We start from the raw sequence: 24,104 nt of genomic DNA on the forward strand, positions 1-24,104 counted from the left end.
TGCTAGGAGGAATAGGATGGATATTTTAATAGTAGTCGGTGTTATTGTAGCCGTCATTCTCGCATTTGCTATTCTTTTTGCTGCACGATATAAAACAGTAGGTGCAGATGATGCGATGATCGTAACAGGTAGTTTTTTAGGTAGCAAAAATGTACATAGAACAGAAGATGGTGGTGGAATTAAGATAGTTCGTGGTGGCGGTGCTTTTATTTTACCGATTTTTCAACAGAAGGAGAATATCAGTTTACGCTCGCACAGTTTAGATATTTCCACACCGAATGTTTATACCGAAAATGGTGTACCGGTGATGGCTGATGGAACAGCAATTATCAAAGTACAAAGTACAACAGAAGGAATTGCAACAGCAGGTGAGCAGTTCCTTGGAAAAGATAATTCCGAACTTCGTAAGGAAGCACAAGAAGTATTGGAAGGGCATCTGAGAGCTATTTTAGGGACGATGACGGTTGAGGAGATTTATAAAAATCGTGAACGTTTTGCGCAAGAGGTGCAAACTCAAGCAGCGGTTGACCTTAAGAAAATGGGTCTGCAAATTGTTTCTTTTACGATCAAAGATGTCCAAGATGAAAATGGCTATCTTGAAGCACTAGGTAAACCTCGTATTGCCGAAGTAAAACGTGATGCTCAAATTGCAGAAGCAAATGCGATGCGTGATGCTCGGATTCAAAAAGCATCAGCAGAACGAGAAAGTCAGAGTGCAGAGTTGCTAAGCGAGACACAAATCGCAGAGTCCACGAAAGAAAAGGAATTGAAAGTGGCTGCATATAAAAGAGATCAGGATACCGCTAAAGCGGAAGCAGATATGGCCTATAAATTGCAAGGTGCTAAATCTGAACAACAGGTAAAACAAGAAGAAATGCAGATACAGCTTGTTGAGAAAAATAAACAAATTGAAATCGATGAAAAAGAAGTATTACGTAAACAACGTCAATACGAAGCAGAGATTTCTAAGAAGGCCGAAGCGGAACGTTATGCGACAGAGCAAAAGGCTGAGGCAGATAAGGTTACACGAGTTAAACAAGCAGAAGCAGAAGCAGCTCAAATTCGCTTAGATGGGGAAGCAGAAGCAGATGCAATCCGCCAAAAAGGTTTAGCGGATGCAGAAGCAAAAGAAAAATTAGCAGAAGCAATGGAGAAATACGGAGAAGCAGCTATTCTCGAGATGATTATCAAGATGCTTCCTGATTTTGCTGCGAAGATTGCAGAACCAGTTAGCTCGATTGAAAAAGTGACTGTAGTTGATAATGGCAATGGTGAAGGTGATGGTGCTACCAGAATGAGTAGTTATGTTACCAAACTGATGAGCCAATTACCAGAAACATTAAAAGATGTATCTGGTGTGGACCTAAAAGGGATGCTAGACAATGTGGCATCCCACAATGAATCAAAAATTAAGAATAACTTAGCAAGCACTAAAACAGAAAAAGCAGAAGTATCGGATACAGATTAAAAGTAAGAGGACAGGTATTTGCCTGTCCTCTTAACTTTGATCAAGTTGAATAGCATTTTTAACGTATAATTTAAGCGAATCTTCGTCGATATCTTCCATCTTCTTCACACGGATGTGGCGCATTTGCTTACCGGTTCCTCCTAATAAATTGTGAGGATCCTCTAATTGTGCTCCATGATAGAAACCCAGATTAACATGATTCTTTGAAGCTTGAAGGTAACAAATATTTTTATTAATGCTATAAGAAGGCATCCCCCACTTTATTTCCTCCGTCCATTCACTAGATGTATTAAGGATCAATTGACGCAGGTTTACAGTTATTTCTTGAATGTTTTTAGGGTGTTTTTCAATATATTGTTCGACAGATTCTTTAGACATCTATTTATTTCCCCCTGTATACTCTGTTTCTGCGATATGTTTCACTCTATCTAGGAATTTCACCACTACTTTATCACTAGCAAACAGTAAAAAAGGTTTCACATACCATTTTAGAGGATTATTTGTTGTCGAATATGTAAATTTGGTTGTTTCACTGTCTATTTTTTCTAACGTGTAATGAGCCGAAATGTCGAACATATTAGCAAGGTTGAACTGTATTTTTAATTCTTTCTCCTGATCCTCATTCTTGTATTTAATCGTTTCAACCTCATATTCCTCGATGCGCTTACCTTCTTGGTATTTTTGGCGATAGATGCTTCCTACACCTTCCTCAGTTATTTTAATAGGCTGATGATCCACTACTTGTGGCATCATTTTCTGCATATTCTCCAATGATCCGTCAAAATAGTTCCAGACTTGATCGATAGGTGCATGGATCACAATCGTTTTTGTCCACTTCTTCATGCTATTGCACTCTCCATTTTTTTTAGTTTAGATCCTGCTTTTGTGAGCGGCAAACTTTAAGAAACAAAAAAACAGGAATGTTCATAATTAGTTAAGTTCGTCTACTTAATAAGCATAGCACAAATCGATAGGATTGTTATATGTAAATAAGATAATAGAAAAAGGCTGATCAAAGGGTGAGATGCCTCTGGTCAGCCTTCTTCGCTATTTAGTTATTATCATTGTCACTATTCTTTTTATTCCCTTTTGCGTATTTTCCTTGACGGCCATATTCTTTGTTTGTTTCTTCTTTGCGATTTTCACCGCTCTTACCTTGAGTGTTATCAGCCATTAGAGTTGCCTCCTTTCGGTTTGTTTTATTCAAAAAATACCCTTAATTGGATTATATAAACATTTCATCTTAAATTATCATTTTTATAGTTTTTCTTGAATGGAACCGTCTTTTTTGTGAATGATTACAGCGGTTTGCTTATTAGATGCTATTTCTCTTGCTCGATCAATAGCATCTTGCTTGTTTGAAAAAACATCTGATGCTTGTTTAGCATCCTGCGTTTTCACAGCCCAACCATCCTCAAAGGGAATTACATGTTCCCCTTTGTCTAATAATTCTGGCCGGCTGGATTGTGAATCTTCGTCACGCGAACGTAAATCGTTATCACTCATTTGTTTGACTTGATTGATCTCTTTGTCTGATGCATTGTTATACCATTCTTTTGCTTGTTCTGTAGCAATTGGAATCGCCTGTCCTTCCTTATATCCCTCGTCTATCATTGCATTCGCAATATCGATCGCTTTTTTTCGTACAGCAGTATCTAAATTTTTTAAAGAGCTAGGGTAATCCTCTGTATCCCAAGGCATTTTTTCACGCTCCTTCATCTAATATTATGAAATCTTCTTACAGGCATCCGCACATTTAAAACAGGCATCCGCACATTTTTGACAGTGATCGTGTTGGTGCTTTTTACATTCTTCCCCACAAGCGGTACATATTTTTGCGCATACGGTTGCCAGTTCCTTAATAAATGGAGAATTTCTTGATATTGCAGATTCTAAATAGCTACAGATATCGGCACATTCTCGGTCGAGTCGAATGCATTCGGCCATCATCTTTACATCATCTTCCTGTAAGCAGGAATTAAAACAATGGTTACAGGCTGTCATACAATCATGTAATGTTTCTAATAGATCTTGATAGTTTTGGTTACTCATGAAAATCCCTCCATATTTATAGTATATTACACAATCTACCATTCCCAATTCTATTGAGTATAAACATTCAATATTTATTAATTTCTAGATATGATAGGGGTATGCTATTATTATTCTTATCGACTTTTTCTAAGGGAAGGAGATAATTATGAACCAAAAAAAGTTTATTTATTCTATCTTAATACTATGTCTAATGATTACAGTTAGTTTATCGATATATTTTTACAATCAGTCACAACAATACCAGTCAAATCCACAGTCGCTTAATACAAGTGAAGAGGATAGTCCAGCTTATCATTTTGCATTAATTGGTGAAGAGATGGATCATGACTATTGGCGATTGGTTGGAGAAGGTGCGAAGGATACAGAACAGAACTATGATGTATTTGTTGAATATAAAGGCCCACGACGTTCTAATCCAGAGGAGCAGCTTAAATTGCTGGACATTGCCATACAATCACAAGTGGATGGAATTATTGTACAAGCGTTAAATGACGACTTTTTGCCGATGATTAATAAAGCTGTCGATCAAGGGATACCTGTGATAACGGTAGATACGGACGCTCCGAACAGTGCGCGTTCTACCTATATCGGGACAGATAATTATGCGGCAGGTCAGTTAGCAGGTCGAACATTAGTAAAAGATACGGATGGACAAGCGACGGTTGGTATCGTGACAGGGAGCTTTAGTAATGCTCATCATCAATTGCGTGTCGAAGGATTTAGAGATATTGTGGAGCAAGAGGATGGAATTGAAATAGTTGCCATTGAAGAATCTAATATTACTCGTGTAGTAGCAGAGGAGAAGGCTCATAAAATGCTAACAGATTATCCGGATATTACAGCATTGTATGGGACTAGTGCGTTAGACGGAATCGGGATGGTAGCCGCGGCGGAGTCTTTGGAGATGGATCATCTATATATGATTAATTTTGATACATTGGAAGAGAATATTCAGTTAGTTCAAGAAGATAAAATTGATGTATTAATTGAACAAAAACCTTATGAAATGGGGTACCGAAGTATCGAACTAATGATAGACATCTTGGAAAATTCGTCTGTTCAAGATGTTTATCATACAGAAGCTTCGGTTGTAAGAAAGAATGATTTGGATCAAGTTCAGAAAGCGGGTGATTTCCCGTGATCAAAATTCGTACTAAACTATTGATTTATTTTGTAGCCATCCTTGTACTTGTTGTCATTTTGTTTTTTGTACGAGAACAAAGTGCACAGCAAATTGTAGAATTACATGATGAAAGCTCTGAATATTATTTCTTATTAAATGAAATTACCAACACTACCGATCAAACGTATCAATCTTTACAAATCTATGTACATGAACCAATCGAGGAGAATTTAAACTATTATCAGGAAGATAAAGCAGAACTAGCAGGTTTGCAAAAACAGTATGATGAAGTTGCAGAAGATAGTGTCTCTAAGCAAAATTATCTCAACTTAATTAAAAGTTTTGTCGAACATAGCGATCAAACGGTGTATGGAGTGGACCAGGATGACGTAGAACAGTATTCCTTTTCGTTAAACGAAGCAGATAATACAGCAACTTATATCCACGAAAAAACGTTAGAGTTAATTAACCAGAAGCTAACCCAGTATCAAAATTTAATTGCTTTAGAAGATCAACGAGTACAAGATACAAAAAATATGGGCACAGCGATTTTTATCTCGATCATTATTTTGAGTATTTTATATGCTTTATGGTTTTCCAATGGTATTACGAAAGTGATTGATCGTTTAACAAGTGCAGCAAGAGAGATTTCAAAAGGGAATTATGCTGGTGAAGATGTCGTGGTTTCACAAAAAGACGAATTGAAAATATTAACAGATACCTTCAATCAGATGAAACGCAATATTTTACAATCTGTAAGTGATATAGAAGAAAAAGCAAGGCTCGCACAGTTATTAAAGGAAATGGAGCTGAAGAGTCTGCAAAATCAAATTAATCCTCATTTTCTTTTTAATACATTAAATACGATCTCAAAAACATCCTATATTGAAGGGGCAGAGCGAACAAGTGATTTAATATCGTCAGTGTCTGCCTTATTACGGTATAACATTGGTGATTTGGAAAGGGATACCACTTTAAAAGATGAAGTCATGATTGTGAATGAGTACTTTTTTATACAAAAAACCCGATTTGGTGACCGTGTCACGTTCCATCAAGAGATTGAAGAAGACTGCTTGTCAGTTGCAATTCCATGTCTGACTTTACAGCCAATTATTGAAAATGCCTTCATGCATGGCATAGAAGAAATGGCAGAAGGTGCTGAGATAACGCTTAGAATTTACCGTGAACAAGACGATGTTTATATAGAAATTGTCGATAATGGTGTAGGTATGGAACAACAAGCAATTGATCGACTTATGAATGATGAAAATGAAAGTACCCAAAAAGGAAACAAAGGACATTCGACAGGGATTGGCATGCGTAATGTAATCGATCGGTTGAATCTATTTAATAAAGACGCTCAAATATCGATTTTTTCTCAAATGGGAAAAGGAACGAAGGTAATGATCAAATTACCGAAAGGAGAAACACCATGATTAAAGTAATGCTAGTCGATGATGAAGCGATTGAACGCGAAGGGATACAAATGATATTAGGCAGAAATCGCTCTGATTTTGAAGTAGTAGCGGAGGCGAAAAATGGAAGAGAAGCTGTCGAATTAGCATTGACACATCAGCCAAATCTTATTTTTATGGACATTAAAATGCCAGAGTTTGATGGTTTAGTAGCGATAGAAAAGATACTTGCTGAACAGCCCCAGACAAAATGTATAATGGTATCCGCTTTTGACACGTTTCGATATGCAAAAAGAGCAATGAAGTTTGGTATTAAAGAATATTTACTAAAGCCAAGTAAAGTGAAGGAAGTTCTAGAAGCATACGATCGAATGGTAGAGGAAATAGAACAGGAAAAAGTGCGAGCAGAAGAAAAAGTAGCCACCAACCACCGCTTAGAAAGAGCGAGTTCATTAGTAGAAATGGAATTTATCTTAACGCTAATGATGGACCATGTTCATGAATTTGAAGCAGAGGATTGGAAAGAATGGTTGGATTTACAAAATACTAAAGGGGCTGTCGCAGTCTTTTCATTTACCACCAGCAAGTCTAAAATAAGTAGACAACAAAAGATTAACTGGTATCAAGCCTTAAAACAAGCTTTAGAAGAGACGAACTATGCGGCATTTATAGGCCCACTTACCGGTTTTCAAGTACCGGTTTTTGTAAAATGTAATCAAGAAAATATGAAAGTAGATCAATTTGTCAGAGATGTGATTCAAGCTACTTTAAAGAACTTAACAGATAGTCAGTTACATGTGGGAGTGGGAGGAATGGTTTCTGAGTTGCAGCAATTTTCCAGGTCATATGAGCAGGCCATCTATGCATTAGAGCTGGTACAAAGTCAGAATGGAGCTAAGTATCTCATTTACACGGATCAACTCGAATCTAAGAGGAAAGAACTTCTCCCTTTTGAAGAAGAAAAAGCATTAATAGAAGCCGTGAAAAAAGGAGATTATCAAACAGGTATGCAACGGTTTGATAGTTATTTCCAATGGATTCAAAAGAATACGGAGTACAAAATCCATCTTATAAAAAAATCGATTGAAAACTTTTTTATTGTGCTCACAAGAACAACCAAGGAATTAGGAATCAAGGATGATTTTCAAATGACCTTTACCCAATTCGAGACAACCATGCAAATAAAGGAAGCAGCCAAGTACCACTTGTCTACAGTAATGAAACAGGTTAGTGATTGGCGCTCGAAAGGGGTAAGAGGGTTATTGTTGGAAGCGAAAGAATACATGGAACAACACTATAGCCATTCGTTAAGGCTAGAAGAAGTGGCAGATAAAGTTGGTTTAAGTTCCTATTATTTTAGTAAATTATTTAAAGAACATTTCCAAGTCACGTTTGTAGAATATCTAACTTCCTATCGACTAGAGAAAGCAAAAACATTATTACTGGATGATAATATGCCACTAAAGGAAATAGCATTAACGATTGGTTATAAAGATCCCAATTATTTTAGTAGAGTATTTAAAAAGGAATTCGGCATAAGTCCTACAGAATATCGAAACCAGCATTAAAAAAGATTCAAACGATCCGAATAGACATTAACATCGTTTGGATTTTCTTGCGTATTAGGAACAAACTGCGACATAACTCAAGTGGTCATTATGAGATTTTTTATGTGCTTTGCAACCGCTTCGGCTTGTCTGCTTTCCTTTCCGCGGGTTTTTACCCTAAGCTAACTTTTTAAGCGAAGTTCGCTAAAAAAGTGGATCTTAGGGTAAAAACATCCCGCAGGAGTGAAAGCAGACGCCTTCGCTCTGAATGGATTCTACAACTGTTGTCACAGCTATCATTTTGATCTTTCTATAAGTATTTACGTAAACATTATGCGATAGTAGTCTTTATTTGAACTCTTTCATCCATTGTAGAATTCTATCTAGCGAAGTGGGCAAGCCGTAGCGGTTGTACGCACTAAATCTCTTTCAAAATTACTGCAATTCAAATAAACATACTGCCCAGTCTCCTGATTAATTAAACGATAACAAGATAATCTAGCATTTAACAAAATAGTGAAGATGGTTGTCCTTCTATTACAGTTTAATCATGATAAATTGGTTATAGTTTAAAGTTTAACGTCTTTTTAGTTAATGAAAGCGTATAAAAAGAGAGTTATTAACTTTAAAAGTAAAAAGAAAACGATATCACATTTAATTATATGGGAGGATTATCATCATGGAAAAGAAACATTCACTTTGGTATGTTATCTTAATCGCTTCAGCAGCTGGAATGGCTGGTTTATTATATGGTTTTGATACAGCAGTTATTTCAGGTGCAATTGGTTACTTGCAGGAAATCTATAATTTAAGTCCGGCAATGGAAGGCTGGGTTATTTCCTGTGTTATGATCGGTGGTGTTACAGGGGTAGCGCTGTCAGGTTTTTTAAGTGACCGATTTGGCCGTAAAAAACTTTTAATGGTGTCAGCAATATTCTTTATCATTTCAGCACTAGGCTCAGCCTTTGCAATTGACGTAACAACATTAGTATTAGCTAGAATTCTAGGTGGTTTAGGTATCGGTTTTGCTTCGGCATTATCAGTAACGTATATTAGTGAGTGTGCACCACCGGCGATTCGAGGTCGTTTAGGGTCGTTGTATCAGCTGTTTACGATTTTAGGTATCTCTGCTACCTTCTATATTAATTATGGTGTAGCAAACAGTGGAACCTATGAATGGGGTCTTGAACTTGGTTGGAGATGGATGCTAGGTTATGGAACGATCCCAGGGATTATTTTTTTAATCCTATTATTTTTTATTCCGGAAAGTCCGCGTTATTTAGTTCAGAAAAAGGACGAGGCACAAGCACTTCATATTTTGCAACGTATTAATGGTGAAAAAGTTGCAGCAAAAGAATTAAAAGAAATAAAAGCATCGATCGAAGTGGAACAAAGTAGTTCCGCAAAAGAATTACTAAAACCGGGTCTGAGAATGGCGATGGGTGTAGGTGTTTTCTTAGCATTGTTTAATCAGGTAATCGGTATGAATGCGGTAACGTACTATGGTCCGGACATTTTTAGAAGTGTCGGATTTGAGAATAATACAGAATTTCTAGCTACAAGTATCATTGGTAGTGTACAGGTAGTCTTTACGATAGTGGCGTTGTTATTAATTGATAAATTAGGCCGTAAAAAACTGATGGCAATTGGGTCTAGTTTGATGGCGGTGTTCATGGTATTAATAGGTTCTGTATTTTATTTAGAGCTTCCCAATGCAGGAATATTCTTAATTATCTTTATAGCTGGATTTACAGCAGCGTTCTGTGTGTCGATGGGACCTATCCCTTGGATTATGATTCCAGAAATTTTCCCGAACCATTTACGAGCTAAAGCGGTAGGGATTGCGACAATATTCTTGTGGGGTGCGAATTGGGCGATTGGTCAATTTACACCAATGCTTATTAATAATATGGGCAGTGCCTTCACATTCTGGATGTTCGCGGTGATTAATGTTATATGTTTCTTCTTTGTTATGACCATCGTGCCAGAAACGAAGAATAAATCATTAGAAGAAATCGGACAGTTGTGGAAAACAAAAGAACAAAAAGAAAAGGAAAAAAAGGTACAAGAAGAATTAGCATAAATAGAAAAGCTGATCAATGGAGGTAAGTTCTCTATTGATCAGCTTTTCTTTTTTGTTAGAAAATACCATACATTCACAACATTTAAGATTCCGCTATACTATGATGCAGCCTTCACCTATGCTATTTCATTTAAGTGGGGAGCTTACTACATGAAGTAGCTGATTTTTTGAAGATCCTAATGTTTACATTCTTTTAGAATAATAAATAAATACCTTTCTGTGTTGCAAAAGGGTACGTGTTTGGTCTGGTCTCACGATACCACTGCAAGCAGAGCACAAATATGATCACGATATCCACGGCATCTCCACTATAATACATTAACAAACTGCCTTTTTCTGCTTCTGTGGCAGCTACACCAGCAGGTGGATTTGCATATATGAATTTTGCTAAAATGCCATGGCCGGCTAAAGAGAGTATTAATATTATAGAACGGTAAATATAACTGGTTCGATGTGGTGTCGGATCTATGTAAATCATGGATAAAGTAAATACATAGCCTGCTAAAAAAATATGTACATGAATAAACAGATATATAAATAGATGTTCATGCATCAGTGCAAATAAATTGGTTGTGTATAAAATCCAAAGCCCGCCAATATTCAAAATACTAGCTACAGTTGGATCTGTAATAACACGAAATGGCATGCTTCTTAATAGTCTTGTGAGCCTTTTCGCTTGTTTAACACTCAGTGCCCGAAGGAATAAGGTCATCGGTGCAGCCAATACCATAAGCAGGGGGGCGAGCATTCCTAGAAATAAATGAACAAGCATATGTATAGTGAAATTGTTGTGTGCCTGCTCTGCAAGCGGTCCAATAACCGCAAGAATGGCTATTAGGCTTCCAGTTACCCAACATATGCTTCGAAAAATCGACCATTTTCTTTGTTTGTGATAAGAGTAAAAAATAGCCAGCAAATAAATAAGTACTCCCGCTAAAAAAGGCATCATGAGAATGACTTGCGATCCAATACCGAATACATTGTTATGCACTTGATGATGCATACTTTTTGTTACCTCTTTTCCTAATCAAAGTTATCCCCAGTATTATCAACAGAATCGCGATAACATTCCAAATTATATCGTAAAATATGATGTTATCCACATATCTGATTTGGTGTATGCGCATGATTTTGTGCTGAATAATTCCATCGTATAGTTGAAAAATTCCTCCACCTAATAAAATGCCACCCCACCATTTATAACGCCTAAATTTCTCACGACGTCTGAGGTCAGCAAATAGAAATAGTCCTGCAATTGTAGCAAACCAGCTAAACGCATGAAATAATCCATCAGAAAATAATCCTGCGGTTGTGGTTGACCTGTCATAAAAATGATGCCAATTCAATAATTGATGAAAAACGGTTTCGTCGATAAAGGCAACAATTCCCAATCCGAATAATATACCAGACCATATGTTTCTAGCTGTGTAATTAGCTGACTTTTCAGAGCTGTTTTGTCTATTCATTGGTAACTCCTTTCGATACAAATCGATCTATTTTTTATCATGATACCCGCAGTGAGCATGTTATAATCAGTTAAATATGAAAATTATGGAATAATAAGGAGAGGTAACGTGATTAAAGCAGTATTGTTTGATTTAGATGGGACATTATTAGATAGGGATCAATCCGTAAAACAGTTTATCTCCCATCAGTATGATAGATTAAGAAAGTCATTAAATCATATTCCGAAAGAAATATATATGCAGAGGTTTATTACGTTAGATGATAATGGGTATGTATGGAAGGATAAAGTCTATGAACAGTTAATCAAAGAGTTTGGTATTGGTGAATTAACTAAAGAACAACTTTTAGAAGATTATATCCAATATTTCAAGTATCATTGTATACCTTTTCCACAACTTATCCCCATGTTAGAAAACTTAAAAAAGCAGCAATTCAAATTAGGACTGATTACAAACGGTAAAGAGCAATTTCAAATGAACAATATCCAAGCATTGCGAATAACATCCTATTTTGACAAGATTCTCATCTCTGAATCGGAAGGTATTAAAAAGCCTGATCCCATCATATTTCAACGGACACTGGATAGGTTAGAGGTGTCTCCTGAACAAAGTGTTTTTATCGGCGATCATTTAGAAAATGATGTGTTCGCAGCAAAGAGAGTTGGGATGAATGTATTGTGGAAAAGTGCTTCTAATTACGAGGGAATTATTTCCATAACAGACTTAAGAGAAATAGAATTGTGGATAACTAAATGGAATGGAGGAGAAAAGTATGAAAATTGAGTTTTTAGGAACAGCTGGTGCGATGACCACTCCAAGACCACTCTGTACTTGTGATGTTTGTAAAGAAGCAAGAGAAAAAGGTGTTCCTTTTAGTAGATTAGGACCTAGTATTTTTATTCATGGACCAAATCTATTAATAGATACACCAGAAGAGATCACTGTGCAAATAAATCGATCATCTCTCAATCAAATTAATGGGATTCTGTATTCGCATTGGCATCCAGACCATGTAATGGGGATAAGAGTGATTGAATCTATTACAGCGGACTGGATTCATCATCCAGAGCATCCTGAGGCCATCAATGTTTATTTACCAGAGCAAGTAAAAAAAGATTTTGCTACATATATTGGCACTGATAAACATCTAACCCATTTGGAACGGCAGGGATACGCTCGTGTAGTGCAATTACAAGATGACGATAGAATTAGTGTCGACGAGGTAATGATTCAACCTATACGACTTGCAGAAGAATATGTATATGCCTATCTTTTGGACAATGGCAGTAAAAAGGGGCTGATTGCCATGGATGAATTAAATAATTGGCAGCCGAGTGAACAATTAAAAGAAGTGGATATTGCTATATTGCCTACAGGGGTATTTGAATATCATCCTATTTCAGGTGAACGGAAGATTCAAGCAGACCACCCGGTTCTGAAGGAAGAAGCAACTTTCGAGGAAACAATTAAAATCATAGATCAGTTAAAGGCAAAGAAGGTTATCTTAACGCACATTGAAGAAGCAGATCAATTGGGTTATTTAGAATTAAAAAAAATAGCAACCTATTATAATAATAAAGGATACAATATTGGATTTGCCTATGATACTTATAAAGTTAGTGTATAGTTTTTTATAAAAGCATTAGCGTTTCAAATTGTTGCCTTCAGGGAAAAATATGAGAAAATAATCATAATTTTTTAGCTGGAGGTAACGACCAAAATGTCCAATCATTCGGAAACAAAACAAAAAGCAAAAAAAGCAACAGATGAAGCAAAACCATGGTTAAGGGCTATAGCTCGTAGCGGATATATTGCAAAGGGCATCGTTTATATATTGGTTGGCATCCTATCGGTCATGGCTGCTTTAGGAGTTGGCGGACAAACAACAGACGGGTCTGGCGCCATTGCTGCTGTCGCGAATGAACCATTTGGCAATGTTCTGGTTTGGATTATTGCTATTGGTTTAATAATCTATGGTGGATGGAAGATTGTGCAATTGTTCAAAGGTCCTTCAAGAGAAAACAATAAAGGAAAAAACGTAATTATGAGAATTACATATCTCGTAAGCGCGAGTATCTATTTATCGTTAGCGTACAAGTCGTTCTCTATGCTTCTTTCTAACCAAAGCTCTAGTAGTTCCAGCTGGCTCAGTATCATATTGGATTTACCCCTTGGGGAATGGATTGTATTTAGTATTGGATTAGTAATAGCTTTTGTCGGGATAAACGAAATAATCAATGGCTACAAGGAGAAGTTTGTCGATAAGTTTAAGTTTCATGAAATGGGCAAAAAAGAAATAAAGCTAGGTAAAAAAGTAGGGAGAATCGGATTGATTGCTCGAGGTATAACATTTCTTGTCTTAGGTTTCTTTATTATGGCAACCGGATTCACCAAAGACTTACAAGTGGAAGCAGGTCTAGACGGTGCTCTTCAGAAAATTGCCCAGCAGCCATTTGGACAGTGGATGCTCGGTCTAGTTGCGATTGGTCTTGTACTCTATGGTGTGTTCCAAATCATGAAGGGAAAGAATCGTAATATGAATATCTATTAAATAAAACATTCAAGACTTGTAAGAAAGCATTAAATAATGAATACAAGAAAATTCACAAAAATATGCTGATTATGAAAGAATTTTGTATCGAATATGCTAAAGAAATTGTAACCATGGAAGGATTTTCATTCGTGGTTACAATTTTTTCAAAATATCCTTGACCTTCTCACAAAAATGTTATACTGTATATATTGATATAAACACTATAACAATTTGAGGTGGAAAAATGGAGTTCATGGATTTAATTTGGGCGTATCTTTTGGTATTTTTATTAGCGGCGACACCTTTTGTAGAAGCAATTTATCTAACACCTATTGCAGTAGTTGGGGGCTTGTCTCCTCTTCCGGTACTATTATTAGCAATTGCAGGAAATTTGGCTACCGTGTATCTTGTAATTATCTTTATAGAAATGATTAAACAATGGAGACAGAAAAAGAAAGACGAATCAGGCAAACGTGCAGAAAGAGCAGAAAAGCTGTGGAAAAAGTATGGATTAATTGGTTTAACATTAATAGGACCATTCTTAATCGGAAGTCATTTGTCGGCATTTTTAAGCTTGGTTTTTGGTGGGACGAAGAGGAATGTTACTTTATGGATAACAATAAGTGTTGCAGGTTGGAGTATATTACTGACAGTTCTAGCAGCATTCGGTGTAGACATCTTTCAAATAGATAATCCATTTATTGAACAGTTTTTCGAGTAAGTAGAAATTAAAGAAAGGGGGTTGATAAAGGTGTGGAAAGATTCATGGTGGCTAGCCAAGAAGGAGTTGAGTTTTCAATTTCCAGGTATTCTATTAACGCTTCTTGCCACGATCATTATCGCTTTTTTTACCGTTCCGCAACTTGATGCTCTTGTTCGTGAGATGTATAGCAATGAAACGCTTTATTGGAATCCTTTCTTGTTAGATCTTATTTTCTTAGGAGTTACGCCTTCTTTTTCTGCTTTATTTGTGTGGGGACCATATTTAAGTTTGCGTACGATCAAAGAAGATCCCTTTGGTAAAAGAATGGCTTTGTATCGATCCTTACCAATTTCGATGGATGTGTTAATAAGAAGTAGAATCCTTAGCATGTTAGTTATATTTATAATAATGTCGAGTGCCTTTTATACAATCATTTTTTTAATGTTACCAGATAGTTTTTTTTATAATGTTGAGGCGAGTCAGTTTCTCAGATTTGCACTTACCTGGTTTGGTTATGCTCTTGTATTAGGGAGTGTTAATACGTATATTGAATTTGGGACAAATGGTAGAGTGTTATATATATTTCCTTTGTTATTCTTAATTGTCATTGTCCTGGTACGAGTTGCATGTAGTAACATTTGGAATATGGGGGTCGTTGAAGCGAGTATTTTGCTTGTGTCCAGGTATTCCAATATTATTGTAATAGCAACTATTATCTTAGGTGTATTGGGGTGTGTCACCATTTCAAGGATGCTTAAGAAAAGGCTCCTTACAAGAGATTTTATCTAACGGAAAGGGGAGAAACGTATGAAGCTGCCGATTGAAGTATCTGAAGATAGCAAAGAACCAATATACTATCAAATAGAGTTGCAGATCAAAACATTAATTGTCAGTGGTCAGCTTCAAGCGGGTGCTGCCCTTCCTTCTATTCGAGCATTATCCAATGACCTATCCTGCAGTGTGATCACGACAAGAAGAGCATATCAAAACTTAGAAAATAATGACTTTATTCAAACCATTCAAGGAAAAGGTACTTATGTAAAAGAAGTGGATCAGCAAATTAAAACATCAATAAAGGATGAAGTCATTTATACGACATTTAAAAAAGCGTATGAGGAATCGAAGTTAATGGGTTATACCATAACAGAGATTAAAGAAATATGTGATAAAGTTTTTCGTGATCAAAAATGATGGGAGGATCATCAGATGAATCCTGTAATAAAAGTAAACTCCGTGGAAAAGGAGTATAAACATTTCCACTTAGGACCAATTGATTTTGAGGTGGAAAAAGGGACTGTAGTCGCAGTAGTAGGAGCGAATGGCTCTGGCAAAAGTACGTTGTTTAAAACGTTAATGGGGCTAGCTCAACCTGATAATGGGTACGTTCAATTATTCGGATTAGAAGAGCAGAAACAGGTAGTGGATGTGAAGAACCGAATTGGATTTGCAGGCAGCGGTTTATATCATGCATTTAGTCAGCTAACGGTTAATAAATTAGCGGAGTTTGTTAGTCATTGGTATACAACTTTGGAGAAGGATTATTACGAACATTTATTAAACAGGTACGAGATTAATGGTAAAGAGAAGTTTGCAAATTGTTCACTTGGTACTCAGAAAAAAGTCGAATTTGTATTAGCTATGGCACATCGCCCACAACTACTATTATTGGATGAGCCATCTGCAAATGTGGATATGCTATCTCAGCGCAGAATGAGAGAAGATTTAAAAAGTTTTATGGAACAAGAGGAGAATAGCATTGTTATTTCTACATATATACAAGATGAAGTGAAACAGATGTGTGATTATATCTGTATATTGGATGATGGGAAAATAAAGGGTTTCTTTGAGAAAGATGAGATTCGTCATTTATGGGCAAGACTTTGGATTTCTTCATTGCCTGATCAACTAAAGAACGACCCAAGGATTTGGAAAGTCGAGGAACATCCGCTTCAAGTGATAACCAATCAGCTTCCTGATATAGAAGAGGAATTGTTAAAGTGTCAAGTAGATATTATCCGTATTAAACGACTTGAACTTGATGACATAATGGAATATATGTTTATATTTAATAAAAAAACAACAAACACGAGTGGTGTTTTACTTAAGGGTGATGATTGTAATCATAAAAATAAAGTAAAACAGAATTAATAGGCATGTCTATGGTAGGTGGTTATCATATCTAATGTTTGCATATCAATAATAAGTAAATTATAATATAACTATATTGTATAACAAGATACTAAATCTTGTTGTTTTTTATTTACTATCATGTAATGCAAGGTAGGTGAAGAGCGTTATGACGATAAGAAGTCAGTTATTAAAAGGTATTCTAGAGGGTTGTATACTTGCAATTATTTCTAAAGAAACAGTCTACGGATATGAATTAGCAATGAAATTACAGCAACATGGATTAGATGTAAGTGAAGGATCTATTTATCCGCTATTATTGAGGTTACAAAAAGAAAAATGCATAGAGGGCGAAATGCGAAAGTCTGCGAATGGCCCCAATCGAAAGTACTATAAGCTTACAACAGAGGGAGAAAATGCCTTGGAGCAATTTAAACAGAACTGGCAACGCCTAAAATTGCCAGTAGATCAATTATTGAAAGAGGAGGGATAGAAATGAATGCTGATTCACTGATAACGGAAAATAATGAGAAAAGAAAGCAATTAAATAACGAAAACAAGAAAATTTACGAAGATATGCTGATATATATTCGTCTTGCTTATCAAAAATCAGAACAAGAGACAGAAGAAATTTTAATGGAATTGTTAGACCACATGCTGATTATGCAAGAACAGGGAAATGATATTTCGGGTTTAGTGGGGGAAGATCCAAAGCAATATGCTGATGAGATTATTGATGAATTACCTAAAAGCTTGACGAAAAAAAGAGTAGAGTTGCTTTTTATGGGTCTATTTCACTTTTTCGGTGTAAGTATGCTTTTTACAGGATTAATTCAAAGTGTGATGTATTATGGTTTTGGCAGATGGGAAGGCACTAAAACCTATTATTTAGGAAGCGGTGCTGTTCTTTCTATATTGTCGGTCGGAATCGTATTTGCAGTAGTTTATTTCTGTATCGAATATTTAAAATGGACCTGTTTCAAAAATATGAATCGGATTTTGGATTTTATACTGTCCGGCTTTATATTCGGTATCCTGCCATTTAGTGTATTTCTGGGTATCTATTACTTCATGCCGGAATTTGGCCCATCCGTAACTGTACCAATTTATAGTTTGATATTAATAGGGATATTATTTCTAGGGGTAGGCATCTGGTTACTCAAGAAAGGGAAACGTGGAAGAGAATGAATGTAATTATTTTAGCATTAGGCATTGCAACAGCTGGCTATTTCATTGGAAGAGGACTTGAAAACTTTCAAAACCCTGACTCTAGTAATTCTTTAACCCATGTATTTGATGAAGAAGACGAACTGTTAATTAAAGAGAAAGAGGTCCATCATTATATAGGTATATCAAAAGAAGATGCTCAAACGCTATTATCTGAGTACTCCAATGTTCCGCATATTCGTTTAAATGGCAATATCTATTTCAATAAAAGTCAATTGAAGGAATGGCTTTCTGTTCAGACCAAACAAACACCCTAGAATTGAACTTAGGGTGTTTGTCAGAAATATAATTACTTCATTATTTTCCTATAAATTGTTGTGTCCAATGATTTCCATTCTCGACATACCCAACACCAATATGGGTAAAGTCTCCATTTAAAATGTTTGCACGATGTCCTTCACTATTCATCCAACCATAGACGACTTCTTCAGGCGTACGTTGTCCTTTTGCAATATTTTCTCCAGCAGTACGATAGTTAATACCTGCTTGTTGCATCATATCAAAAGGCGATCCGTGCGTTGGACTATTATGACTGAAGTATCCGTTAGTTGCCATGTCTTTTGACTTTTGACGGGCTACCTGACTCAATTTTTTATCTAATTTAAGGGCTGGTAACCCTTGTTTTTGTCGTTCCTGATTGGTTAAATCTACTACCTGTCTTTCGAATTGACTTACCTCTGTGGTTTGTTGAGGCTCTTCACTTGTTTCTTTCTTTGTTACTTCTGTTGTTGGTGTTGCTTCTGTTTCTGGCTCTATATTACCTTCATTTTCAGACTCTTGACTAGCTGGTCTTTCCTCTGAAATTTCTTGTTCTGGTGTGTCTTGTTTTTGCTTAGGCTCTGGTTGTGTTACTTCTTGTTTCTTCTCTTCCTTTGGTTTTTTCTCACTTGTTTCTTCCTCTTGTGTAGCTTCTTTTTCAGAATTTTTTTCTCTTGTTGTTTCTTCCTTTTTCGATACATCTGCGATAAACTTATCTATTAAACTTTGAATGTTAGATTCTGTGAATTTCTCAATCTTAATTGTTTGGATAAGCTGATTAGAGACATGGTGATTGGCGCTAAGTGTTGAATCGGATGAAAAACCAGTTCCCACTAATAAGATACCCATAAATAAACTGCTAATGAATATTTTTTTAATCATGCTACAAACTCCTTTTCTTTTCGACTTAAATCTATCATATCATGGATTTTTTGTAATAATTCTGGATGATATTACTAACATCTAAATAATTCGACTTTAACTCTGCAGGAAAGGCGGTTTATATGAAATAATCACCTTTTATTGGTAGAAAAGGATAAAAATAAATAAATGATATTGTTGACAAGCTGAAAATACTCTTTTATTGTGACAAATTGTTACTCTCTCATTTCGTATATTACAAATTTTACAAAAGAAGAATTGGTACACTTTCAATGAAAAATAAAAAAATTACATTTTGTAAATAGTCTTAAAATTAACAGATCACTTCTAGATGTGAGTAACGCACTTATTGCTAGGGGCAGGATGTCCAATAACTATCTGTTGTGGTAAAATATAGGGAATTCATTATTTTTCGGGGGGAATTTCTTATCAATACTATTATGCTATCTATCATTTTGTATATTTTTGGGGTGTTTATTCTTTATGTAGTTATTGAAACTGCAGTCAAAAGAGGTATTAACAGCTCGATAGTAGGTCAATTTTTCGAGAAGAAGTCTGAATTTAAAGAAGGTAAAAGCTCTTCTCTTAACAATGATATAGATGAAGATTAGCAACAAGGATCATGTAACAGTAAGGGTCGAATTTTATAAATAATATTAAAATTTTTATTTTACTTACTTATGAGTTATTGAAAGGATGTGACGTTATTTGAGTGACTTCAAGGCGATGCTATTTGATCTAGATGATACCCTGCTTAATAGGGATGAAGCGGTGGAAAAAATGTTTTCCGTTATTTATGAAACGTGTTATGAAGGTGTTAAACATTCAACAAATAAAAAAATGCTGCAAAAATTCAAAGAATATGATAAAAGAAGTTACGGCTGTGGTGATAAAATAAAAGTTTTGGAACCATTCTTTGATGAATTTCCACCTAAATATAGATTGCCACGCACTTCCATTCAAAATTTTTGGAATAGTCATTTTCCTTATTGCTTTTCTATCAATCAACATACTATAAATATCGTTAACACTATAAAAATGCATGTGGAAGTTGCAATTATAACAAACGGCTCCATTCAGAGACAAAAAGCTAAAATAGAAACTACTAATTTAAGTAGTTGTTTTGAAACTATAATTATCTCTGAAGAAGCGGGATTTAGTAAACCTGACAAACGTATATTTCATTTAGCGTTAAATAAGCTTAATGTACAACCGGAAGAGGCAGTATTCATTGGAGATGACATTGAAAAAGATATTGGCGGTTGTCAAAAGGCCAATATGAAGGGCATATGGTTCAATCCTCGAATGATCAGGAATGAAACCAGTATAAAACCATATGCCGAAATTAGTTCCCTTGATCAATTATTAAGGTGTTTTACATAATTCGGTAAAGGCAACATTTCCTTTACATATAGTCATCACGACTTGGTTTTGCTCGTCTAAAATAACAATGTCAGCATCTTTCCCAATGGCAAGGCTTCCCTTTCGATCAAAGATGTCCAATTTCTTTGCAGGGTTTACTGAAGTCATTTGGATTGCCTCTTGTATGGAGCAATTAGTATAGTTCATTATATTTTGAAAAGCTTCACTTAACTTCAAAGTGCTTCCTGCTAATGTGCCATCTTTTAATGTCGCCATATTCTGTTGAACGGTACAAGTCTGACCACCAAGATCATAACTGCCATCAGGTAAATATTTAGCACGCATGGAATCGGTAATAAGAATTAATCTGTTAGCGGAAAGTTGATTATAAGCTATTTGTATAGCGTCAGGTGTCACATGTAATCCATCTGCGATAATTTCAACCGTTAATTGTTTCTGAAGCCAAGCAGCACCTACTACTCCTGGATCACGATGGTGAAATCCTCGCATTTGATTATATAAATGTGTGACATGCGATAAACCGTGCTCGATTGCTGTTAACGCTTCATGATAAGTGGCATTTGAATGTCCGATCGAAGCAATAATACCTTCTTTATGTAAATAATGAATCAAGGACAATGCATCCGATTGCTCTGGAGCTAACGTGACTAGTTTAATGTTTTGATTAGCGAAAGTATTCCATTTTCTAAACAAGGATAGGTTTGGATCTTGAATGTGTTCCTTCGGTTGAGCTCCTGCTCTTTCTGGATTAATAAAGGGACCTTCTAAGTGAACTCCTAAAACTTCAGCTTGTATTGAATCCGCTTGATGGTTCATATAGCTAGCCACGTTTTGGAGGGCGTGTTCGATATTTTCCTCATTTTGTGTCATCGTCGTTGCCAAAAAGCAAGTGGTTCCCTCTTGAGGTAGTGCTGTGGCAATGTGATGGATTGCTTCAGGAGTAGCATCCATCACATCCGATCCATTGGCACCATGAATATGAATATCGATCAAACCTGGGATTGCTTTAAAATGCCGGTCCAATTCAATTAAGGTAAAGTTATCCTGATTATTTAAGTCGTCAATTTCCCCGATTTCAGTAATCTTTCCCCTTTTGATTTTAATATAACCTTTAGAAATGACCGTGTTCTCTGAAAAAATTTTCATATTTGCAAGTATTAAATTGCTTTTCTTCATTGATTATCACGCCTTATTGAAAATATATATATTCATCATATCATGGTATGCTTTTTATACAGAATCATATATACTATATGATTATAGCTCTTTTTAAAAAAGGAAGGTTTCTGTCATGACAGATGAAAATCAAAATATAACAAGAATCGAACTAGATGGAAAAGAATACATATTAATTGGTACAGCACATGTTTCCAAACAAAGTGCTGAGCAAGTAAGGCAAGTAATTGAAGAAGAACAGCCGGATTCGGTATGTGTGGAACTTGATAAACAACGGTATGAATCGGTTGTGAATGGCAGTAAGTGGAAGGATATGGACATTTTTCAAGTCATTAAAGAAAAGAAAGCAACGCTATTGTTAATGAACTTAGCAATTTCCTCTTTTCAAAAACGAATGGCAAAACAGTTTGGGATTCAGCCTGGACAAGAAATGATTCAAGGCATTGAATCTGCAGACGAGATAGGGGCAGAATTAGTGTTAGCGGATCGCAATATTCAAATAACATTTGCCCGGATCTGGGGAAGTATTGGGTTGAAAGGGAAAATGATGTTATTAACGCAAGTATTAGGTGGTGTCTTTTCTAAGGAATCCATTACAGAAGAGGAATTAGAAAAGATGAAAACACAAGATTCGATTGATAGTGTGTTAAGTGAATTCTCCGAGGCCTTTCCTCGTTTAAAGAAACCATTAATTGATGAGCGGGATCAATACTTAGCACAGAAGATTAAGAAAGCACCAGGTGAAAAAATTGTAGCTGTTCTAGGTGCTGCCCATGTTCCGGGGATAACAAAAGAAATTCATAAAGAGCAGGATTTGAAAAAACTAACGAAATTGCCACCGAAGTCAAAAGCACCAAAGATTATAGGTTGGTCGATTCCAGTGGTGATTATTGCTTTAATTGCTTACACTTTTTTATCTGATCCTGTCTCAGGCTGGCAACAGGTGATGAGTTGGCTGGTCTGGAATGGTGGCTTTTCGGCATTGGGTGTGGTTCTTGCCATGGGCCATCCGTTAGCGGTATTGACCGCATTAGTAGCCGCTCCCATTACATCACTGAACCCACTGATGGCGGCGGGTTGGTTTGCCGGATTTGTTCAGGCACTGGTAAAAAAACCGCACGTATCTGATTTTGAATCTTTATCAGATGATGTACATACGGTAAAAGGTTTCTGGCATAATAAAGTGACGAGAATTCTTTTAATTATCGTGTTTGCAAACTTGGGAAGTACGTTAGGTACCATTATAGCAGGCACGGATATTATTCGAGTTTTTTTAAATAACTTATAAGAAAATGGACTTTTCTAGGAGAAAAGTCCACTTTTTAAACTTTAAGTAGAACACTTGTTCTATTTTATGTTATACTAAAGACAACCCTCTCGAAAGAAAGGGGGTGAGGAATATGGAAGTGGTACTAACGTTGGTTGCTTTAAGTGTGAGCATTGCGGTTGCTTGTCTAAATTTAACAACTGCAATTATGAACTTAAAAAGACATATGAAAAAGGATCATCGCTCTGCCAAGCGACGACCCAAGTAAAACCACATGAGTGTGAGGAGAATTCCTCGCACTCACTCCATATTCTATTTCTATTATACAAGAAATATGTGTGCGATGTAAACGAATTTCGCTTTATCACGATAACTTCCTGATAAGTTTTGCTAAAAATCAGTGGGGGTAAAAACTCTACTGATTGAAGTCTCACTTTCAAACTAAAGTATGTCTTCTATTGTTTGTTCGATTGTCGTATAACGAAAAGTGTAACCTGCATCTACTAATCGTTTAGGCAGAACCCACCTGCTTTTTAAAATAAGCTCCGTTTCCGTTCTTAAAAAAATTGCACCTAGCTCCAATAATGGGGCAGGAGCTGGTAACCCTATCGGGCGATTTAGATGTTGGCGTAATGCCCGCATTAAATGATGATTTGGAATTGGATTTGGAGAAGAACAGTTGAATACACCTGACAATTGTTTTTCTTCTTTTAGAAATTGGGTAATTTGAAATAAATCCTCCACATGTATCCAACTGAACATTTGGTTTCCGTTCCCTTGGATACCGCCAAGTCCGTAGGTAACTAAGTTTTTATATGGGGTGATCACACCACCGTCAGGTCCAAGGACGATCGCAATCCGCAGTGCAATTTGACGCGTGTTTGGTAACGAAAATTGAAAGAAAGCTTTTTCCCATTTAGTAGCTACATCCACAGAAAAGCCTGTGCCAATCTCCCCGTTTTCTTCAGTCATCGGCCGATCTTCGGCGTGACGGTATATTGTTGCAGTACTAGAATTAATCCATAACTCTGGAGGATTTTCGCATTTTTTGATGGCATCCCCAAGCAGCTTTGTTGTCCCTGTTCGAGAAGTAATAATTTCTTTTTTGTTATTTTCATGATAACGACAGTTAACTGATTTACCTGCTAAATTAATGACCAATTCCGCGTTTTCTAAAGCTTCGACCATCGCTTCTTGTTCATTCCACTTAATGGCTGGGGATTTACGCGCAATGATTTTAACGTCATACCCCTTTTTAGTAAATCGTTTTTTTAAATAATTTCCAATAAATCCAGTTCCACCTGCTAATACCACTTTTGGTTGCATTTACTACACACTCCCAATGTTTGCATTTTCTTTATCTTAACAAAAGTAAAGTCATTGTAAAATTT

Annotated in this window: 27 protein-coding genes; 17 read left to right on the forward strand and 10 right to left on the reverse strand. The window is 36.1% G+C overall.

Annotated elements, in window-relative coordinates:
• Positions 1-16: 16 nt before the first annotated feature.
• Complete coding sequence (locus BUC25_RS15530) at positions 17-1,468, forward strand: flotillin lipid rafts scaffold protein FloT (RefSeq protein ID WP_073202807.1); 1,452 nt, start codon at positions 17-19, stop codon at positions 1,466-1,468.
• Between the two features lie 30 nt (positions 1,469-1,498).
• Here the strand turns inward: BUC25_RS15530 and BUC25_RS15535 are convergent, their stop codons facing one another.
• From BUC25_RS15535 to BUC25_RS15550, 5 genes are all read right to left on the reverse strand, one after another.
• Positions 1,499-1,846, reverse strand: coding sequence for a DUF1801 domain-containing protein (locus BUC25_RS15535; RefSeq protein ID WP_073202808.1), 348 nt, complete (start codon positions 1,844-1,846; stop codon positions 1,499-1,501).
• Positions 1,847-2,311 carry an SRPBCC family protein gene (locus tag BUC25_RS15540; protein WP_073202809.1) on the reverse strand — a complete coding sequence of 155 codons (465 nt, stop codon included), beginning with the start codon at positions 2,309-2,311 and terminating at the stop codon, positions 1,847-1,849. It abuts the gene before it with no gap.
• Between the two features lie 208 nt (positions 2,312-2,519).
• Positions 2,520-2,642 carry a hypothetical protein gene (locus tag BUC25_RS19730; RefSeq protein WP_280174066.1) on the reverse strand — a complete coding sequence of 41 codons (123 nt, stop codon included), beginning with the start codon at positions 2,640-2,642 and terminating at the stop codon, positions 2,520-2,522.
• An 83-nt stretch (positions 2,643-2,725) separates the two neighbouring features.
• Complete coding sequence (locus tag BUC25_RS15545; RefSeq protein WP_073202810.1) at positions 2,726-3,169, reverse strand: DUF2188 domain-containing protein; 444 nt, start codon at positions 3,167-3,169, stop codon at positions 2,726-2,728.
• A 24-nt stretch (positions 3,170-3,193) separates the two neighbouring features.
• Entirely contained in the window at positions 3,194-3,520 is a 327-nt protein-coding gene (locus BUC25_RS15550) for a four-helix bundle copper-binding protein (protein ID WP_073202811.1), read from the reverse strand.
• Positions 3,521-3,668: 148 nt separating this feature from the next.
• Between BUC25_RS15550 and BUC25_RS15555 the strand changes: the two genes are divergently transcribed.
• The 4 genes from BUC25_RS15555 to BUC25_RS15570 all read left to right on the forward strand — a co-directional run bounded on the left by BUC25_RS15555 (position 3,669) and on the right by BUC25_RS15570 (position 9,691).
• On the forward strand, positions 3,669-4,664 hold the full coding sequence (locus BUC25_RS15555; protein WP_073202812.1) for a sugar-binding protein: 996 nt from the start codon (positions 3,669-3,671) through the stop codon (positions 4,662-4,664).
• On the forward strand, positions 4,661-6,082 hold the full coding sequence (locus BUC25_RS15560) for a sensor histidine kinase (protein WP_084543495.1): 1,422 nt from the start codon (positions 4,661-4,663) through the stop codon (positions 6,080-6,082). Before BUC25_RS15555 ends, BUC25_RS15560 begins: the two co-directional genes overlap by 4 nt.
• A complete protein-coding gene (locus tag BUC25_RS15565; RefSeq protein WP_073202813.1) occupies positions 6,079-7,629 on the forward strand; it encodes an AraC family transcriptional regulator in 1,551 nt (516 codons plus the stop codon). The genes BUC25_RS15560 and BUC25_RS15565 overlap by 4 nt, the downstream gene beginning before the upstream one ends.
• A gap of 658 nt (positions 7,630-8,287) precedes the next feature.
• Positions 8,288-9,691, forward strand: a complete 1,404-nt coding sequence (locus BUC25_RS15570) for a sugar porter family MFS transporter (RefSeq protein WP_073202814.1) — start codon at positions 8,288-8,290, stop codon at positions 9,689-9,691.
• A 193-nt stretch (positions 9,692-9,884) separates the two neighbouring features.
• Here BUC25_RS15570 and BUC25_RS15575 read toward each other — a convergent pair whose 3' ends face one another.
• Both BUC25_RS15575 and BUC25_RS15580 read right to left on the reverse strand, forming a co-directional pair.
• Positions 9,885-10,694, reverse strand: coding sequence for a cytochrome c oxidase assembly protein (locus BUC25_RS15575; protein WP_073202815.1), 810 nt, complete (start codon positions 10,692-10,694; stop codon positions 9,885-9,887).
• Positions 10,675-11,157 (reverse strand): DUF2243 domain-containing protein, encoded by a 483-nt coding sequence (locus tag BUC25_RS15580; RefSeq protein WP_073202816.1) that lies wholly within the window; start codon positions 11,155-11,157, stop codon positions 10,675-10,677. Before BUC25_RS15580 ends, BUC25_RS15575 begins: the two co-directional genes overlap by 20 nt.
• Positions 11,158-11,265: 108 nt before the next feature.
• Between BUC25_RS15580 and BUC25_RS15585 the strand changes: the two genes are divergently transcribed.
• The 10 genes from BUC25_RS15585 (at position 11,266) to BUC25_RS15630 (ending at position 18,004) form a co-directional block, all read left to right on the forward strand.
• Entirely contained in the window at positions 11,266-11,940 is a 675-nt protein-coding gene (locus BUC25_RS15585; protein ID WP_073202817.1) for an HAD family hydrolase, read from the forward strand.
• Complete coding sequence (locus BUC25_RS15590; RefSeq protein ID WP_073202818.1) at positions 11,930-12,784, forward strand: MBL fold metallo-hydrolase; 855 nt, start codon at positions 11,930-11,932, stop codon at positions 12,782-12,784. The genes BUC25_RS15585 and BUC25_RS15590 overlap by 11 nt, the downstream gene beginning before the upstream one ends.
• Positions 12,785-12,877: 93 nt before the next feature.
• A complete protein-coding gene (locus BUC25_RS15595) occupies positions 12,878-13,708 on the forward strand; it encodes a DUF1206 domain-containing protein (protein WP_073202819.1) in 831 nt (276 codons plus the stop codon).
• A 226-nt stretch (positions 13,709-13,934) separates the two neighbouring features.
• Positions 13,935-14,411: a small multi-drug export protein gene (locus tag BUC25_RS15600; protein WP_084543497.1), complete on the forward strand. Its 477-nt coding sequence runs from the start codon at positions 13,935-13,937 to the stop codon at positions 14,409-14,411.
• Positions 14,412-14,441: 30 nt separating this feature from the next.
• Entirely contained in the window at positions 14,442-15,182 is a 741-nt protein-coding gene (locus tag BUC25_RS15605; protein ID WP_073202820.1) for a hypothetical protein, read from the forward strand.
• A gap of 18 nt (positions 15,183-15,200) precedes the next feature.
• Entirely contained in the window at positions 15,201-15,584 is a 384-nt protein-coding gene (locus BUC25_RS15610) for a GntR family transcriptional regulator (RefSeq protein WP_073202821.1), read from the forward strand.
• 15 nt (positions 15,585-15,599) lie between these two features.
• Complete coding sequence (locus BUC25_RS15615; protein WP_073202822.1) at positions 15,600-16,541, forward strand: ATP-binding cassette domain-containing protein; 942 nt, start codon at positions 15,600-15,602, stop codon at positions 16,539-16,541.
• Between the two features lie 148 nt (positions 16,542-16,689).
• Positions 16,690-17,013: a PadR family transcriptional regulator gene (locus tag BUC25_RS15620; protein WP_073202823.1), complete on the forward strand. Its 324-nt coding sequence runs from the start codon at positions 16,690-16,692 to the stop codon at positions 17,011-17,013.
• Between the two features lie 2 nt (positions 17,014-17,015).
• A complete protein-coding gene (locus BUC25_RS15625; protein ID WP_073202824.1) occupies positions 17,016-17,708 on the forward strand; it encodes a DUF1129 domain-containing protein in 693 nt (230 codons plus the stop codon).
• Positions 17,705-18,004: a DNA-binding protein gene (locus BUC25_RS15630; RefSeq protein ID WP_073202825.1), complete on the forward strand. Its 300-nt coding sequence runs from the start codon at positions 17,705-17,707 to the stop codon at positions 18,002-18,004. The genes BUC25_RS15625 and BUC25_RS15630 overlap by 4 nt, the downstream gene beginning before the upstream one ends.
• 40 nt (positions 18,005-18,044) lie before the next feature.
• Here BUC25_RS15630 and BUC25_RS15635 read toward each other — a convergent pair whose 3' ends face one another.
• Positions 18,045-18,887 (reverse strand): CAP domain-containing protein, encoded by an 843-nt coding sequence (locus BUC25_RS15635; RefSeq protein ID WP_073202826.1) that lies wholly within the window; start codon positions 18,885-18,887, stop codon positions 18,045-18,047.
• Between the two features lie 726 nt (positions 18,888-19,613).
• Here BUC25_RS15635 and BUC25_RS15645 point away from each other — a divergent pair.
• A complete protein-coding gene (locus BUC25_RS15645) occupies positions 19,614-20,270 on the forward strand; it encodes an HAD family hydrolase (protein ID WP_073202975.1) in 657 nt (218 codons plus the stop codon).
• On the opposite strand, the gene nagA is transcribed toward BUC25_RS15645, so the two are convergent.
• A complete protein-coding gene (nagA, locus tag BUC25_RS15650; RefSeq protein ID WP_073202828.1) occupies positions 20,253-21,446 on the reverse strand; it encodes an N-acetylglucosamine-6-phosphate deacetylase in 1,194 nt (397 codons plus the stop codon). The two genes, BUC25_RS15645 and nagA, sit on opposite strands and share 18 nt — an antisense overlap.
• A gap of 115 nt (positions 21,447-21,561) precedes the next feature.
• Here nagA and BUC25_RS15655 point away from each other — a divergent pair, with 115 nt between their 5' ends.
• Positions 21,562-22,734: a TraB/GumN family protein gene (locus tag BUC25_RS15655; protein WP_073202829.1), complete on the forward strand. Its 1,173-nt coding sequence runs from the start codon at positions 21,562-21,564 to the stop codon at positions 22,732-22,734.
• 420 nt (positions 22,735-23,154) lie between these two features.
• Here BUC25_RS15655 and BUC25_RS15660 read toward each other — a convergent pair whose 3' ends face one another.
• Complete coding sequence (locus tag BUC25_RS15660) at positions 23,155-24,039, reverse strand: TIGR01777 family oxidoreductase (protein WP_073202830.1); 885 nt, start codon at positions 24,037-24,039, stop codon at positions 23,155-23,157.
• Positions 24,040-24,104: the final 65 nt, after the last annotated feature.

This window comes from Gracilibacillus kekensis (genome assembly GCF_900143085.1).
In the GTDB taxonomy this organism is placed as follows: Bacteria; Bacillota; Bacilli; order Bacillales; family Amphibacillaceae; genus Gracilibacillus; species Gracilibacillus kekensis.

Excerpts from the sequence above, each read along its gene's own strand:
- BUC25_RS15630 (WP_073202825.1), top strand. The coding sequence starts at position 17,705 with ATGAATGTAATTATTTTAGCATTAGGCATTGCAACAGCTGGCTATTTC.
- BUC25_RS15540 (WP_073202809.1), bottom strand. The coding sequence starts at position 2,311 with ATGAAGAAGTGGACAAAAACGATTGTGATCCATGCACCTATCGATCAA.
- BUC25_RS15565 (WP_073202813.1), top strand. The coding sequence starts at position 6,079 with ATGATTAAAGTAATGCTAGTCGATGATGAAGCGATTGAACGCGAAGGG.
- BUC25_RS15610 (WP_073202821.1), top strand. The coding sequence starts at position 15,201 with ATGAAGCTGCCGATTGAAGTATCTGAAGATAGCAAAGAACCAATATAC.
- BUC25_RS15625 (WP_073202824.1), top strand. The coding sequence starts at position 17,016 with ATGAATGCTGATTCACTGATAACGGAAAATAATGAGAAAAGAAAGCAA.
- BUC25_RS15590 (WP_073202818.1), top strand. The coding sequence starts at position 11,930 with ATGAAAATTGAGTTTTTAGGAACAGCTGGTGCGATGACCACTCCAAGA.
- BUC25_RS15635 (WP_073202826.1), bottom strand. The coding sequence starts at position 18,887 with ATGATTAAAAAAATATTCATTAGCAGTTTATTTATGGGTATCTTATTA.
- BUC25_RS15660 (WP_073202830.1), bottom strand. The coding sequence starts at position 24,039 with ATGCAACCAAAAGTGGTATTAGCAGGTGGAACTGGATTTATTGGAAAT.
- BUC25_RS15595 (WP_073202819.1), top strand. The coding sequence starts at position 12,878 with ATGTCCAATCATTCGGAAACAAAACAAAAAGCAAAAAAAGCAACAGAT.
- BUC25_RS15600 (WP_084543497.1), top strand. The coding sequence starts at position 13,935 with ATGGAGTTCATGGATTTAATTTGGGCGTATCTTTTGGTATTTTTATTA.
- BUC25_RS15570 (WP_073202814.1), top strand. The coding sequence starts at position 8,288 with ATGGAAAAGAAACATTCACTTTGGTATGTTATCTTAATCGCTTCAGCA.
- BUC25_RS15580 (WP_073202816.1), bottom strand. The coding sequence starts at position 11,157 with ATGAATAGACAAAACAGCTCTGAAAAGTCAGCTAATTACACAGCTAGA.
- BUC25_RS15535 (WP_073202808.1), bottom strand. The coding sequence starts at position 1,846 with ATGTCTAAAGAATCTGTCGAACAATATATTGAAAAACACCCTAAAAAC.
- BUC25_RS15620 (WP_073202823.1), top strand. The coding sequence starts at position 16,690 with ATGACGATAAGAAGTCAGTTATTAAAAGGTATTCTAGAGGGTTGTATA.
- BUC25_RS15530 (WP_073202807.1), top strand. The coding sequence starts at position 17 with ATGGATATTTTAATAGTAGTCGGTGTTATTGTAGCCGTCATTCTCGCA.
- BUC25_RS15655 (WP_073202829.1), top strand. The coding sequence starts at position 21,562 with ATGACAGATGAAAATCAAAATATAACAAGAATCGAACTAGATGGAAAA.
- BUC25_RS19730 (WP_280174066.1), bottom strand. The coding sequence starts at position 2,642 with ATGGCTGATAACACTCAAGGTAAGAGCGGTGAAAATCGCAAAGAAGAA.
- BUC25_RS15615 (WP_073202822.1), top strand. The coding sequence starts at position 15,600 with ATGAATCCTGTAATAAAAGTAAACTCCGTGGAAAAGGAGTATAAACAT.
- BUC25_RS15645 (WP_073202975.1), top strand. The coding sequence starts at position 19,614 with ATGCTATTTGATCTAGATGATACCCTGCTTAATAGGGATGAAGCGGTG.
- BUC25_RS15555 (WP_073202812.1), top strand. The coding sequence starts at position 3,669 with ATGAACCAAAAAAAGTTTATTTATTCTATCTTAATACTATGTCTAATG.
- BUC25_RS15575 (WP_073202815.1), bottom strand. The coding sequence starts at position 10,694 with ATGCATCATCAAGTGCATAACAATGTATTCGGTATTGGATCGCAAGTC.
- BUC25_RS15550 (WP_073202811.1), bottom strand. The coding sequence starts at position 3,520 with ATGAGTAACCAAAACTATCAAGATCTATTAGAAACATTACATGATTGT.
- nagA (WP_073202828.1), bottom strand. The coding sequence starts at position 21,446 with ATGAAGAAAAGCAATTTAATACTTGCAAATATGAAAATTTTTTCAGAG.
- BUC25_RS15545 (WP_073202810.1), bottom strand. The coding sequence starts at position 3,169 with ATGCCTTGGGATACAGAGGATTACCCTAGCTCTTTAAAAAATTTAGAT.